Annotated in this window: 13 protein-coding genes; 3 read left to right on the forward strand and 10 right to left on the reverse strand. The window is 37.6% G+C overall.

Annotated features, from left to right (window positions below; translation table 11 throughout):
* Nucleotides 1-82: 82 nt before the first annotated feature.
* The 10 genes from T472_RS03675 to T472_RS03715 all read right to left on the reverse strand — a co-directional run bounded on the left by T472_RS03675 (nt 83) and on the right by T472_RS03715 (nt 10,318).
* Nucleotides 83-580, reverse strand: a complete 498-nt coding sequence (locus T472_RS03675) for a 3-isopropylmalate dehydratase small subunit (protein WP_023387238.1) — start codon at nt 578-580, stop codon at nt 83-85.
* Nucleotides 580-1,842, reverse strand: a complete 1,263-nt coding sequence (gene leuC, locus T472_RS03680; RefSeq protein ID WP_023387239.1) for a 3-isopropylmalate dehydratase large subunit — start codon at nt 1,840-1,842, stop codon at nt 580-582. The genes T472_RS03675 and leuC overlap by 1 nt, the downstream gene beginning before the upstream one ends.
* A gap of 110 nt (nt 1,843-1,952) precedes the next feature.
* Complete coding sequence (locus tag T472_RS19700) at nt 1,953-2,090, reverse strand: hypothetical protein (protein WP_023863330.1); 138 nt, start codon at nt 2,088-2,090, stop codon at nt 1,953-1,955.
* Nucleotides 2,063-3,910 carry a sigma 54-interacting transcriptional regulator gene (locus T472_RS03685; protein WP_023387240.1) on the reverse strand — a complete coding sequence of 616 codons (1,848 nt, stop codon included), beginning with the start codon at nt 3,908-3,910 and terminating at the stop codon, nt 2,063-2,065. Before T472_RS03685 ends, T472_RS19700 begins: the two co-directional genes overlap by 28 nt.
* 889 nt (nt 3,911-4,799) lie before the next feature.
* Nucleotides 4,800-5,507, reverse strand: coding sequence for an ABC transporter ATP-binding protein (locus T472_RS03690; RefSeq protein ID WP_023384380.1), 708 nt, complete (start codon nt 5,505-5,507; stop codon nt 4,800-4,802).
* Nucleotides 5,491-6,228, reverse strand: coding sequence for an ABC transporter ATP-binding protein (locus T472_RS03695; RefSeq protein ID WP_023384382.1), 738 nt, complete (start codon nt 6,226-6,228; stop codon nt 5,491-5,493). The genes T472_RS03690 and T472_RS03695 overlap by 17 nt, the downstream gene beginning before the upstream one ends.
* Nucleotide 6,229: 1 nt before the next feature.
* Nucleotides 6,230-7,237, reverse strand: a complete 1,008-nt coding sequence (locus T472_RS03700) for a branched-chain amino acid ABC transporter permease (RefSeq protein WP_023384385.1) — start codon at nt 7,235-7,237, stop codon at nt 6,230-6,232.
* Nucleotides 7,234-8,109 (reverse strand): branched-chain amino acid ABC transporter permease, encoded by an 876-nt coding sequence (locus T472_RS03705; RefSeq protein WP_023384387.1) that lies wholly within the window; start codon nt 8,107-8,109, stop codon nt 7,234-7,236. The genes T472_RS03700 and T472_RS03705 overlap by 4 nt, the downstream gene beginning before the upstream one ends.
* A 69-nt stretch (nt 8,110-8,178) precedes the next feature.
* Nucleotides 8,179-9,453 carry an ABC transporter substrate-binding protein gene (locus T472_RS03710; RefSeq protein ID WP_023384389.1) on the reverse strand — a complete coding sequence of 425 codons (1,275 nt, stop codon included), beginning with the start codon at nt 9,451-9,453 and terminating at the stop codon, nt 8,179-8,181.
* Nucleotides 9,454-9,478: 25 nt separating this feature from the next.
* Nucleotides 9,479-10,318, reverse strand: a complete 840-nt coding sequence (locus tag T472_RS03715) for a 3-hydroxyacyl-CoA dehydrogenase family protein (RefSeq protein WP_023384392.1) — start codon at nt 10,316-10,318, stop codon at nt 9,479-9,481.
* Between the two features lie 466 nt (nt 10,319-10,784).
* Between T472_RS03715 and T472_RS03720 the strand changes: the two genes are divergently transcribed.
* From T472_RS03720 to T472_RS03730, 3 genes are all read left to right on the forward strand, one after another.
* Complete coding sequence (locus tag T472_RS03720; protein ID WP_023384396.1) at nt 10,785-12,362, forward strand: acyl CoA:acetate/3-ketoacid CoA transferase; 1,578 nt, start codon at nt 10,785-10,787, stop codon at nt 12,360-12,362.
* A gap of 85 nt (nt 12,363-12,447) precedes the next feature.
* Nucleotides 12,448-13,185 (forward strand): 3-oxoacyl-ACP reductase FabG, encoded by a 738-nt coding sequence (gene fabG / locus T472_RS03725; protein ID WP_023384400.1) that lies wholly within the window; start codon nt 12,448-12,450, stop codon nt 13,183-13,185.
* Between the two features lie 20 nt (nt 13,186-13,205).
* Nucleotides 13,206-14,387: a thiolase family protein gene (locus T472_RS03730; RefSeq protein ID WP_023384403.1), complete on the forward strand. Its 1,182-nt coding sequence runs from the start codon at nt 13,206-13,208 to the stop codon at nt 14,385-14,387.
* The last annotated feature ends 90 nt before the right edge of the window (nt 14,388-14,477 follow it).

A 14,477-nucleotide genomic window follows, 5' to 3' on the forward strand; every position in this document is an offset into this window, starting at 1 on the left:
ACTAGAATTTACGCTTACATTTTAAAGGCAAATCCTAATCCTATTGCAAGAACGATTGCTAATAAAATAATTACGCTTATATTCACTTTTTTTCTCCTTCAGCTTTTTTGTTCTTAATATACTGTTTATATCCACCCACATTAATTATCTCAAGTATGTTCTTATCGTAAGGTACAAAAGTGTAGATTTCATTCTTAGTCTCATTTGTAATTGAACCTTTAATGAAATCTACTGATACTATATCATTTTCACTGATACTTCTGCTTGCTTCAGGTGATTCAAGAACTGGTAAACCTATGTTTATAGCATTTCTATAGAATATTCTCGCAAATGTTTCTGCTATGACGCATTGGACCCCTGAAGCCTTTATACTGATTGGTGCATGCTCTCGTGAACTGCCCGACCCAAAATTCTTACCTGCAACAAAAACATCTCCATGTTCTATTTGGGTTGCGAATCCTGTTTTTATACCGTCCATACACACTTTTCCTAATTCATCCGGGTCAGAAATCGAAAGATACTTTCCAGGAACAATCGCGTCTGTATCAATATTATCTCCAAACTTAAATGCTTTGCCCATTATTTCACCTCCAGTGGATGTGATATTTTGCCCATTACAGCTGTGGCAGCTGCAACATATGGACTTGATAAATATACTTCAGATTCTGGATGTCCCATTCTTCCGACAAAATTTCTATTTGTGGTGGATACAGCAACCTCTCCTTTTGCTAATATTCCCATATGTCCACCGAAACATGGCCCACATGTAGGTGTAGATACAGCTGCTCCTGCCTCAATGAAAATATCGACTAATCCTTCTTTGATTGCCTGTGTGTAGATTGATTGAGTTGCAGGTATAATTATAGTCCTTACATTCTTGTGTATTTTTTTCCCTTTTAATACTGATGCAGCTGCTCTTAAGTCCTCAATTCTTCCATTTGTACATGAGCCTATTACCACTTGATCTACATACTTTTCACAAATTTCGCTGACAAATTTCGTATTCTCAGGGAGATGAGGACAAGCTACAACAGGTTCCAAAGCCGATACATCGATCTCAATTATCTGAGAGTATGTCGCATCATCATCACTGTAATAGACATTGAATTCCTTCAAAGAATGATTATGTTCCTCAACATATTTAATTGTCTTATCATCAGGTGCTATAATTCCATTCTTTGCACCTGCTTCAATTGCCATGTTACACATTGTGAAGCGCCCGTCCATCGACAGCTCATTTATCGCTTCACCTGTGAATTCCATAGCCTTATACAAAGCACCATCCACACCAATCTTACCTATTGTATGGAGTATAAGATCCTTACCTGTGATATATTCAGGAAGTTTCCCGGAATATATGAACTTAATTGTCTCAGGTACTTTAAACCATAACTCACCAGTTGCTAAAGCAGCAGCAATATCAGTACTACCCATCCCTGTTGAGAATGCTCCAAGTGCACCGTAGGTGCATGTGTGAGAGTCACCACCAACAATTACTTCTCCTGGTAGAACTAAACCTTTTTCAGGTAACAGCGCATGTTCAATTCCCATAGTACCTACATCGAAGAAAAATGGCATATTCTCTTGCTTTGCAAAGTCCCTCACGTATTTGCTCTGTTCAGCTGCCTTCACATTTGCATTAGGGGTAAAATGATCCATTACAAAATATGTTTTGTTTACATCAAATACTGTCTCATATCCCATTTCTTTCATTTCTCTCAGTGCAATAGGACATGTAACATCATTTGCCAGAACACCATCAAGCTTAGCAACAATCATTTCGCCTGGAACTACTCTTTCTTTGCCGCAATGCGCCGCTAGGACCTTTTCAGTAATATTCATCAGTCTCCTCCTTCAATATTTGTAACCGGTTAACTCTTTATAAGCATAAATCATGCCAAAACAAAAAAAGAGCTTTCCGCTCTCTTTTCAAATATCAACTTGTTATTTTCTTATTTTTCAATAGTCATTTTTACTAATTCGATATTTATTAGCATTGTAGCGAAGGCGTTTTCGCTCCAGTCTTGAAACAGTGTTCCAACTGCTGTTTCAAGTGTTTCACTTACTTTTGGCCATTTAGCAATCTCCATAATGTTGTTCTGCTTATACCAAGTTTCTTAGCTGCTTCGCTCTTGTTGCCCCCGCACTCTTGTATTACCTTGTAAACTGCATTTTGTTCATTGTCGCTATGTACGTCATATCTACTATAAAGTATATCAATGATTAGGTTATCAAGACTTATACTATTATTAAAGAGCACCGAAAATCGTTCAATTACATTCTTCAATTCTCGGATGTTTCCCTCCCATATTCTTTCGGTGAATGCTTCATGATTTCTTATCTCATCCAGCTTTTTTTGATTAATTCTGATATTATTCTCCTTGAGAAAGGATTCAATGAGTATCGGAATATCATCTTTTCTTTCGGTTAAGGATGGAATAAAAAGTTCCAATACGCAAATTCTAAAATATAAATCATGACGAAATTTACCTTCTCGTACTAAATCCCTAAGCTTCTTGTTTGTAGCAGTAATAATTCTAACATCAACAGAAATAATGCTTTCACCGCCAAGTCGCATTACCTCCCGATTTTCCAATACTCTTAAAAGTCGTGTTTGCATTGACATCGATAATTCACCGATTTCATCCAAAAAGATGGTTCCATTATGAGCTAATTCAAAAACTCCTTGCTTACCGCCTTTTTTTGATCCGGTAAATGCACCTTCTTCATAACCGAACAATTCACTTTCAAGTATATTTTCAGGCAAAGCTCCACAGTTGATTGCTACAAACGGTCTGTTAGCTCTTAAGCTATAATTGTGTATGCTTTGTGCAAACAACTCTTTTCCAGTACCACTTTCTCCGTACAATAGTATTGTTGAATTTGTCCGAGCATAGAGTTTTGCTTTCTCAACAGTATGCTTAAATATCTGGCTTTTGCCAATCATATCCTCAAATTTGGTGTCCGCTGTGAACCCTTTCTTATTTAGTCTGCGTCTTAGCTTCTCTTCAGCCTCTTGGATTGTATTCACCGTCTGGAATGTTGCAATAGCCCCAACAACATCATCCTTGATTTTTATCGGGACCCTATTTGTCAGAATTTCGTATTCGCCAATAAGCTGAGTTTGATTTAGCTCCTCCCTATCAGACGCAATTACTTCTTCAAGTCTAGTATTTGGAATTATGTCACTAATACGATTACCAATCGCCTGATTAGAATAAATGCCTGAAATCCTTTCGGCGCTTTTATTAAATATTTCGATTACACCATTTTTATCAGTAGCAATAATACCCTCATATGTGAAGTTCATCATTGCTTTTAATCTTTCATTTTGACGATCCTTCTCTCTTAGGGCTAATGCAATACTAATCGCTTCATCAATTGCTTCTTCTACACTGGACTCTGAATATACTAAATATGTGTTCAGTCCGTACTGATCTCCTTTTTCGCGTACAAGACTACTTCCGATCACATTCGTTATACCTTCATCTACCAGCTCTCTTACAATATCTTCGAGCTCCAGGAAATCAGAATACGTTCTCTCATGAATAGTTACATTGATCAAAGACTTCAATTCTTCCAAATATGGCATTCTTGAATGATAACTTACAATTGCTATATCGCCACCAATCAATTTTGCCCTTTTTACAGAAAATAAGAAATCAGTAATGGTTGGTGAGATGTCTACATACGGTTTGATTCCTGCTTTCTTAATTTCGAAACCGTTAGCTCCCGCCGACAAGACTATATCCAGTTTATTTTCTTTCTGGAATTTTCGTGTAATGTCAACAACGTTTTCGATTGGGGTATGCGTTATATAGAACTCAGCAATCCCTTTGTACTTACCTTCGATTTTCCTAATAATATCTGTCAAGCCACCATAACTTATAAACCCAAGTCTAACTTTCATAATCACTCCATACATAATTCTATCTGACGAAACATTATCAATCGATACAAATATGAAATCCTCTCTTATGTTTTAAGTGCAATTTTTCAAGAAGACTATCCAGCATTAAACAAAATAAGAATAATAAGCTAAATCTTGCCTGAGATAACCACTTATCTGTTCAATACTCTAGAGGTGTAACTAGGGTATAATAACGTGTTTTAAATTTGCACAATCTATGAATTAGACTATCATTATACCTAAATCCATCAAGGCTTCCTTACAGGAGTTCATGCAAGCTTAGTCAAGCATTACATCATTTTTTTTGGGGTCTAATCAATACCAATATTGAAAACCAGATCTCGACTCCTTCCGGCTTCTTAACAATTCATTTTATCATATAACTAAAAAACATAAAACATACCATCTTATACTAATATCCATTCAAAGGTTTCGCTCCTCCAACCATCAAATGATGTAATATCTAGAACCAGATCAAAACGAAAATACAACAAAAGCCCCTGAAATCAGGAGCTTTCATTGTATCAATATTTGAGTACTAATATGTATAATAACGCAGATTTTGATACATATGCTCGCACAAATAATAGTGACTAATAATTAGTGTATCACCCCATTTTAAATATTCGTGAAATTAGTCATTTCGCGAAGTTATATATTTACACCTAGGCATAAAAATTTAGCTCTATTAGTAACAGACATGAAAATAAAACAGGAAGAACAAAAACCTTACAAGTTTTGCAACTACTTGGTTCTTACTCTTCCTGTTCAAAATTATTTCTAATAACGCAGATTTGATGCAAAGGAACCTTCATCGCTACTTCAATACCAAGCTCATTAAGTCTCAGGTGAAGTAGCACATCATATATATCATCAAGAAGTATATTAGTTAAATACCTAAATAAGCTTTCCTAACATCATCGTTACGTAATAGTTCTTTTGAGGATCCCTTAATATTTATGTGACCCGTTTCAATAACATATCCTCTATCTGCTACAGCCAGCGCTTGCACAAGGTTCTGCTCAATAAGAAGTATCGAAGTCCCGTTCTCTTTTACCCTATCAATTGTTCTGAAAACTTCGTCAACTACTATTGGAGCTAGACCAAGCGATGGTTCATCTAACACTAGTAAGGTAGGTTCAAGCATCAGTGCTCTTCCAATTGCTAGCATCTGTTGCTGTCCTCCAGATAGAGTTCCAGCCTGGTGAGTTAACCTTTGCTTCAAAATTGGAAACATATCCAATACATTCGCATATAAATCTGCTCTCTTCGAACGAGATCTCTTGCAGTATGCTCCTAACATCAGATTGTCATGAATACTCATTGTTGTAAGAATTCCACGTCCTTGAGGGATATGGGCAATCCCAAACTCAGGTCTCTTATGGGCAGGAACGCCTGTAATATCATTACCCTCCCAATACACATTCCCACTTGTTACAGGAGTTGTACCCGATATTACCCTCAATAGAGTAGTCTTTCCTGCTCCATTCGAACCAACTAATGCTACACACTCACCTTTTTCAACATCCATGGATACATTGAATAAAACTTTCAAATCGCCATAACCACAACTAAGATTATCAATTTTCAATAGCATTCTTGTATCCACCTCCCAAATATGCCTCAATTACTTCTGGCATTTTCATAACAACATTAGGATCACCATCACAAAGTAGTCCACCCTCGTTTAGAACAACAACTCTATGACATATTTTTGTAACTGCAGCCATTACATGTTCTATAAATATTATTGTGATTCCCATCTGGTTTATTTTCTGAACAAAATCTGTACTCATTTCCATTTCCTGGGGATTAAGTCCAGCTAAACATTCATCTAGCATAATTATCGAGGGATCCATTGCCAAAACTCGAGCCATATCAAGCCACTTACGTTTTTCAATAGGAAGCTTTGCACACAGTTCATTTGCTATTGGCATCAAGTCGGACATCTCTAGTATTTCTTCTGTCTTAGTTTTAGCATCAGCTTTTTTCCTATGGTGAAGTAATGCTACAGTATATATGGAATCTCTTACTGTTAGCCCTTCGAAAGGACGTGGAGACTGAAAAGTACGGCCGATTCCAAGATAAGCTCTATCAGGTATTGATTTCCCAATAATATTCTCGCCTTTATAAATGATTTCTCCTTCATCCGGAAGATATACTCCTGAAATAAGGTTAACACTAGTCGATTTCCCAGAACCATTTGGACCAATTAATCCAAGTATTTCGCCTTTATACACATCGAAACTTAGATGATTTATTGCGTGTACACCGCCGAAGGATTTATCAAGGTTTCTAATTTCAAGTATTTTTTCCATATTATGAATCCCCCTTCAGCTGGGTTAGGGCTTTTTTCTTTGTAAAGTTAGCTTTGACGTCTGTAACAATTGACCAGAATCCTTCTGGTTTAAATATTACGATAAGCATTAATATTAAACCATAAAGAGCCAAGCTCGCGCCACTCCATGTAGCAGGTAAAAATGCGTTACACGCTTCCATTAATGGAATAATTACAATGGCGCCTAATAGAGGTCCCCAAAAGGTTCCAATACCCCCAACTATAGCAATAACTCCTATCTTAACTGCCAGATCGAACGAACCAACCATTGTAGGATCAACATATGACATCTTAAACGCGTAGAAAGTTCCTAAGACTGAAGTACAAGCCGCTGATATAATAAGGGCATTCATCTTAACTTTTGAGCTTCTAATTCCAAGTGATTCTGCAGCATCCTGATCCTCTCTAATAGCCTTGAGGTAGTACCCTAGTCTTCCTCTATCTACGACGTACACAACCCCCAGAATTAAAATCAGTAGAATCAAGAAAATATAGTAATACGGAGTTTCCTGGTTCCATCTCATTACTGCAAATCCTTTGTATTTTGAAGAAATAACAATACCATTATTTCCTCCTGTAAAACCGGCAAAATAAACTACAAGCTCTCTAATCATTTGACCTACAGCGATAGTAGCTAATGAGAAGTATGTTCCTCTGAGTCTGAATGATGGAGCACCAATGAAAATAGCAAAAATAATAGATAGAACAACCCCAACAAAGACGCTAATCCAAGGAGATATTTTCAAGTACTGAAACATCAACATTCCAGTATATGCTCCAACTAGGAAGAAACTTGCATGTGCCCATGAGATTTGTCTAGCAAAGCCCCCGATGATGTTCCATGCAGAACCAAGTGCTGCAAACAAAAATATTTGTACCAATATTGATAGTAAGTAGTTATTCTTTAAGAAAAGTGGAACAGTGAAAAAGAGAATGAAGAGGATGACTGCTACAATATTATTTTTAAGTGCTTTACTTACGTTCATCATATTGTCCTTCCTCCTCCGCCGAAGAGTCCCTGAGGTTTAAATATCATAAATATCATTAATGAAAGGAATACAAAAGTCGGAGCAAGGTTTAATGAAATATAAGAACCAGTGAAAGCTTCAATCAAACCAATTATTATTGCACCAACAAATGCACCTTTTATATTCCCAAGTCCTCCAATTACTACACACGCATAGATTGTTGTAGCAAATACTGTGCCTACACGAGGATAAGCATAATATATTGGAGAAATAATGACACCAGCCACTGCTGCAAACATTGTACCTAGACCAAATGCAATCATGAACATCTTTGTAGTATCTATTCCAAGCATTTTAGCAACGGACATATTTTCACTAGTTGCTCTCATCGCTCTGCCTGTATCTGTCTTATTCAAGAAAGCACTTACTAATACTACAAACACGATACCTATACTAAATGCTATGAGTCTTGGTACCGCAATTGTTGCCACGCCTAAAGGTATGGATGACGTTTTTATAGGAGAATTTATTCCTACTGGATTAGCAGACCAAATCATTTGTGCCACATTTTGTAAGAAATAAGATAGACCAACAGTCAGAAGGATATAAGATGTATTCCCCTGCCCAATTACAGGATGAACTACGACCCTATAAACAAGGATACCGAATAAAAACATTATCGTCGCAATAGGTACAATCAACAAATAAGGATTATTTGTACCAATAGCTTCAGCGAACATCCACGTGATATATAGGCCTAACATGAGAAATTCACCTTGCGCAAAGTTAATAATCTTCATAACACCAAATATCATAGTTTGTCCCACGGCGATTAGCGCATAAATGCCGCCAATTAAAATTCCATTAATCAATGTCTGTCCAAATAAACTCAAATTTTCACCTCCATGAAATTGGCAATGGGGAGATTTACTCCCCATCACACTCAAACTATGCGATCAAGTCTAGTAATCAACACCAGGAATCATGATTTCAGTTACAGAAAATTCTCTTGGGAATATCGTACGAGGATATCCTCCCTGCCACTGAATCATTACTGCCTTAACATTTTCATTCCATCCACCAGCATTCCATGAAACTTTTCCTGGCTGTATCATAGTAATTTCACCTGAATCATATGAGGAACCAGCTATCGCATCTCTTACTGCTGAAGGATCTGCACTTGCAGCTTTTTCGATACCTTCTTTTATAATCCATGTTGCAGCATATGATGGGCCAGCATGTTCTGTCATATAGTAACCATATGTCTCTTCAAACTCCTTAGTGATTGCGAGCAACTCAGGATCATTCGAAATGTTTGCTGAATCCCAATTCCATGAAGCAACAGATGTAAGACCATCAGAAGCCTCACCAAGCTCCTTACCTAGCTGTGGCCACAAGAATCCAGCACCACCTGCAACAACCAGCGGATCGTAATTCATTGACTTCATTGTATTTACGATAAGCTTTGCATCCTGCGAATATGCTACTGGAAGTATTACATCCGCACCAGACTCCTTCATTGCAGTTACAAGAGAAGAAGCGTCCGAGAAATTAGGCGTGAATGGTGCATTTAGTACAACTTCAAGCCCTGCACCTTCAGCAATTTTGAGAGAGCCCTCTGCTGCTGATTGTCCGTATGATGAGTTTTCGTATACAATTGCAACCTTCTTTATATCAATACCCTTTTCATCAATTAGATATTTAATATAATCTACCTGAGTCTGTCCAAATGAGCTACCCTTAGGCACAGCCTGGAATATAAAGTCATAGTCTGAAGTCGTTATTTTATCATTAATTGAGTTTGTTACAGTAGGTATTCCATACTTTTCGATAATTGGAAGCATTGGTAAAGTCAAACCTGAGAATCCAGTTCCTACTATTCCTGAAAGTTTATTTCCAGAAATTTCACGCTCAACAATTTGAGCAATCTGAGTTGAGTCAGAGGTTGTATCTATTACTACAAGTTCTACTTTCGCCCCACCGAGTGATTTAATTCCACCTTTGGCATTTATGTGTTTAACTGCAAGTTGTGCTGCATAAAGGTCCTGAGTCCCAGCATCAGCATTAGCCCCTGTAAGTGGATTAGCCATACCAATATATACGGTATCTACTTTATCTCCACTTGTAGAAGGTGTCCCTGTTGGCTGTGCTATTGGAGCTGCAGTCTCACCTACGCAACCTGCCATAATTCCAAGACTTAATGTTGCTGATAGAATAATTGAAAGTATCTTTTTCATTTTCTCCCCCTATAATAAATAATATTTAGTACTTATAAAATCCTTGTCCAGTTTTGCGTCCACATTTACCCATTTCTATCATCTCAATTAACAGTGGGCATGGCTTATACTTTTCATCTTTGAATCCATCATATAGTGCTTTCATAGTTCCGTATGTGATATCTACTCCGGTATAGTCACATAGTTCAAGAGGACCCATTGGATGATTTGCACCAAGCTTCATAGCATCATCAACGTCTTTTGGATTGCAACCTTCCATTACAAGAAAAGCAGCCTCGTTAATCATCGGTACCAATATTCTATTAACAATGAATCCGGGACTTTCGGGTGCAGGCACAGCAATCTTTCCAATTCTGCTTGCAAACTCTAAGGATTTCCGAAATGTTTCTTGACTTGTTTCTTTTCCCATCATTATTTCCACCAGTTTCATCACTGGAGCAGGATGGAAAAAATGCATTCCAATACACCTTTCAGGAGTCTTTGTACCACCTGCGATTTCAGTTATTTTTAATGCCGAAGCATTTGAAGCCAGAATGGCTTCTTTAGTCACTATTTCATCTAGCTTTGAAAAAAGTTCTTTCTTCAACTCAATTTTTTCAGGCACTGCCTCAATTACGAAATCACAATCTTTTATAGACTCATAAGAAGTACTATAAGTGATTTTCCTCAAAACCAAATCAGCTTCTTCTCTTGTTAATGCTCCCTTTTTTACCAAGTAAGCCATATCTTTAGTTATTCGCTTTTTTGAATTTTCCAAACCACTTGGATAAATATCAACATTTACTACATCGATTCCAGCCTTAGAAATTACTTCTGTAATACCAGATCCCATTACTCCTCCGCCAATTACTCCTACCTTCTTCATGTACCCCTCCCTTTTACCAATATATTTAATATATATATTAGTTATCTGATCAGAACGTTAACGATTTCATCGATCTTAGATCAATAAATGCTTTAAGATTACGCAAACAGTTTCGCACACGTTTCCATTTTTCACACTTATTGTTTCGTAAACGTTTCTAACCATGCGCCAATTATAACATTCATTTTTTATTAGTTTCAATAACATTTGTGTATTTTTATCAATATTATGAATTTATTAATTTATAATACCATTTAATTTGTTATTGTGAAAACAGTTACAAATATACTTGACATGATTCAAAAATACTCTTACACTTAAATTGATTTTTGCGGAAACCGGTTTCTCTTAATAAGTTCGATATTTTTTTCTCAAGGAAATTGTTTCTCGCATTTTAGATCTTAACTGAATTCTTTTATTCAGTATCAACGAATAGACACTATTATTAGAAGGGCGGAGGATTTTAATGTTAAAAGCTAACATAATCAGTGCAGCTGATTCTGTGGAACTGATTAAAAACGGTGATACTGTTTGTACAGTAGGCATGACTCTCGTAAGTTCGAGTGAAGCAATTCTGAAAGCAATCGAGAAAAGTTTCCTTGAAAGTGGTTATCCAAATAATTTAACTCTGTTACACGCTAGTGGACAGAGTGATCGCAAGGATGGCATACAGCATTTTGCTCATGAAGGTCTTGTCACGCGAATAATTGGAGCTCATTGGGGATTGCAACCACGTTGGATGGAAATGATATCAAATAATAAAGTAGAAGCCTATTGTCTTCCACAGGGCCAAATTGCCCAACTATATCGTAGCATGGCCTGTGGCTTGCCAGGCAAAATGTCAAAAGTTGGATTGGGTACATTCATAGATCCTCGCATAGAGGGAGGAAAAATGAATGAGCGGACAAAGGCATTAAAAGATATCGTAGATGTAATGGAATTTAAGGGGCAAGAGTACCTATTCTTTAATGAAATCCCAATCGATGTTTGCATAATAAGGGGCACTACATGCGATGAAATGGGTAATCTTTCAACAGATGAAGAAGCAATGAAACTTGAAGTTTTACCTGCAGTTCTCGCTACTAAAAGATACGGTGGAAAGGTTATCGCTCAAGTCAAGTCAATTGCTGAGACAGGATCGCTTCATCCAAAAAATATAACTGTTCCAGGTGTATTCATTGACGCTGTTGTGGTATGTGAAAACCCCATGATTGACCATCGTCAAACATCATCTTGGTACTATGACTCCTCATATAGCGGCCACTCACGAGTTCCTAAGAGTAGAATTGAACCACTTCTTCTAGATGAAAGAAAATTCATAGGACGTAGAGCTTGTCTTGAAATACATGATGGAGCGGTTATTAACTTAGGTACAGGTATTCCGAATGACTGTGTTGGTAAGATCTGTCAAGAAGAAGCTCTGGATGACAATATCATGATCACTGTTGAATCTGGAATATATGGTGGAATTCAAGCTGGCGGAGTTGACTTTGGTATCGGTCAAAATTTACTAGCTATGATTGGTCATCATGAACAAATGGATTACTATAACGGTGCTGGTGTTGATATTACTTTCATGGGAATGGGTGAACTTGACGCAGAAGGTAATGTCAATGCTACAAAAATGGGCTCGAGATGCACAGGGTCAGGTGGATTTATTGATATCACACAAAATGCAAAGAAAGTTGTTTTTTGTGGAACTTTTACCGCAAGTGGAGCAATCTATGATTTTTCGGAAGGTAAGTTGAAGATTATTAAGGAAGGCAAAATCAAAAAGATGGTCTCAAGAGTGGGACAAATATCATTTAACGGCAAAATATCACGAGAAAAAAATCAAGATGTGGTCATAGTAACAGAACGTGCTGTGTTTAAGCTCATTCCAGAGGGCGTTTTACTTACTGAAATCGCTCCTGGGATGGACTTAGAGCGAGATGTCTTAGGTCTTATGGACTTTAGACCTATTATTAGCAAAGACTTAAAGTTTATGAATCCCCAATTATTTAGTGAAGGTATGTTTGGATTAAAGGACTTAATTTTAAGCTAAATATTAGTTATCCCCTAATAGTTACACGAAAAAAAACATAAAATCAATAACATTTCAACTGATAAAAATGAAAAGGAGAATGGACATGAGATTAGAAGGAAAGGTTGCAATAGTAACAGGAGCGGGAAGAGGCCTCGGTAAGGGAATTGCCCTAAAAATGGCAAAAGAGGGTGCTAAAGTAATTGTAAGTGATGTTATTTCAGATAACGCAGATGAATGTGTTAAGGAAATTAAAGAAGCTGGTGGAGAGGCTGTAGCTTTTACTGGAAACATAGCAAAACTTGAAGATGTTAATGCAGTTTTTGAAACAGCTATAAATTCATTTGGAAGAATTGATATTGTTGTTAATAATGCAGGTATAAATCGCGATACAATGCTTCATAAAATGACTGATGAACAATGGGATACCGTTATTGGCGTTAACCTAACAGGAACATTTTATATGACAAGAGAAGCAGCTAAGCGTATGCGTGAACAGGAAAGTGGAAGAATCATCAACATTGCCTCGATGAGCTGGCTTGGGAATGTTGGTCAGGCTAATTATGCGGCATCAAAAGCTGGTGTAGTCGGTCTTACAAAGACTGCAACAAGGGAATTGGCAAAGAAAGGTATTACCTGTAACGCAATCTGTCCTGGATTTATTGAAACAGACATGACACGCTCCGTGCCAGAGAAGGTCTGGGATATCATGGTTAGCAAGATTCCTGCAGGAAGAGCTGGCTCTCCAGAAGATGTAGGAAACCTAATTGCATTCCTTGCTTCAGATGAAGCATCATATATCAATGGTCAAGTAATCGAAGTAAGTGGCGGAATGATTCTTTAATAAACAAGGGAGGCAAAAACATGGAAAAAAAGATTGTTATAGTAAGCGGTGTTCGTACTCCAGTTGGTAAATTTATGGGTGGACTTAGTTCCGTTAACCAGATTGATTTAGGAGCGATTGTTGTAAAAGAGGCAGTTAAAAGAGCAGGAATCGCACCTGATAAAGTTGATGAAGTTATTGTTGGAAATGTTGGTCAGATTGCTGAGAGTGGATTCATAGCTAGAGCTGTTATGCTTAAAGCCGATTTACCTAAAGAAGTAACAGCATATAGTGTAAATCGCCAATGTGGCAGTGGACTCCAGGCAATGGTAGATGGTATGCTCGAAATCCTCACCGGGAATGCCGAGGTTGTTGTAGCTTGTGGAACAGAGAATATGTCACAAGCCCCATATTATGTCAAAGGTGCCAGGAACGGATTGCCCATGGGACATCAAAAGCTCGAGGATGGTCTCATCGATCTTCTTACTTGGCCGTTAGGTCCTTATCATAACGGTACAACCGCAGAAGCTGTAGCCGAGAAATTTGGTATCACTCGACAGGACCAAGACGAATTTGCTGTTGAAAGTCAGCGTAGAATGATAGCTGCAGTCGATGCAGGAAAATTCAAAGATGAAATTATTCCTGTAGAAATTGTTGGTAAAAAGAGCAATATAATAGTAGATACAGATGAACATTTTAGAAGAGGTACAACCATCGAGAGCCTGTCCAGATTGAAGCCAGCATTTAAGAAAGATGGGACTGTTACTGCAGCTAACGCTTCAGGGATAAATGATGGCGCTGCTGCCCTTGTTATGATGACTGAGGAAAAAGCAATCGAACTTGGGTGTACACCACTTATGGAGATAGTAGCCTACGCAGTAGCTGGAAATGAGCCTGAACTTATGGGATTTGCTCCTGCTCTCTCTACAAAGAAGCTTCTCAAAAAACTCAACATGACTGTAGATGATCTTGACATTATTGAACTTAATGAAGCTTTTGCTTCACAGAGTGTTGCAGTAATCAGAGACTTAGGCCTAGATCCTGACAAGGTTAACGTAAACGGAGGTGCCATCGCCATGGGCCACCCTGTTGGGGCTACAGGTTGCATCCTTCCTGTTAAGATGCTTTATGAGATGAAGCGTTCTGGAGCTAAGACTGGACTTATCACCATGTGCATTGGTGGAGGTCAAGGAATTTCAGCAATATTCAAGAACCTCCAGTAAGTAGACTGAGAAATACAAACTGCCCAATTGGTATATCAATTAGGGCAGTTTATATATTTCATTCGTCACCTGTTAAAGATTTCTAGTTCT

The sequence above is a fragment of the Youngiibacter fragilis 232.1 genome (assembly GCF_000495435.3).
Lineage (GTDB): Bacteria > Bacillota > Clostridia > Clostridiales > Clostridiaceae > Youngiibacter > Youngiibacter fragilis.

Bases quoted from the DNA above. Each gene is read 5' to 3' on its own strand.
- T472_RS03675 (WP_023387238.1), bottom strand. From the start codon at position 580: ATGGGCAAAGCATTTAAGTTTGGAGATAATATTGATACAGACGCGATT.
- leuC (WP_023387239.1), bottom strand. From the start codon at position 1,842: ATGAATATTACTGAAAAGGTCCTAGCGGCGCATTGCGGCAAAGAAAGA.
- T472_RS19700 (WP_023863330.1), bottom strand. From the start codon at position 2,090: ATGGAGATTGCTAAATGGCCAAAAGTAAGTGAAACACTTGAAACAGCA.
- T472_RS03685 (WP_023387240.1), bottom strand. From the start codon at position 3,910: ATGAAAGTTAGACTTGGGTTTATAAGTTATGGTGGCTTGACAGATATT.
- T472_RS03690 (WP_023384380.1), bottom strand. From the start codon at position 5,507: ATGCTATTGAAAATTGATAATCTTAGTTGTGGTTATGGCGATTTGAAA.
- T472_RS03695 (WP_023384382.1), bottom strand. From the start codon at position 6,228: ATGGAAAAAATACTTGAAATTAGAAACCTTGATAAATCCTTCGGCGGT.
- T472_RS03700 (WP_023384385.1), bottom strand. From the start codon at position 7,237: ATGATGAACGTAAGTAAAGCACTTAAAAATAATATTGTAGCAGTCATC.
- T472_RS03710 (WP_023384389.1), bottom strand. From the start codon at position 9,453: ATGAAAAAGATACTTTCAATTATTCTATCAGCAACATTAAGTCTTGGA.
- T472_RS03715 (WP_023384392.1), bottom strand. From the start codon at position 10,318: ATGAAGAAGGTAGGAGTAATTGGCGGAGGAGTAATGGGATCTGGTATT.
- T472_RS03720 (WP_023384396.1), top strand. From the start codon at position 10,785: ATGTTAAAAGCTAACATAATCAGTGCAGCTGATTCTGTGGAACTGATT.
- fabG (WP_023384400.1), top strand. From the start codon at position 12,448: ATGAGATTAGAAGGAAAGGTTGCAATAGTAACAGGAGCGGGAAGAGGC.
- T472_RS03730 (WP_023384403.1), top strand. From the start codon at position 13,206: ATGGAAAAAAAGATTGTTATAGTAAGCGGTGTTCGTACTCCAGTTGGT.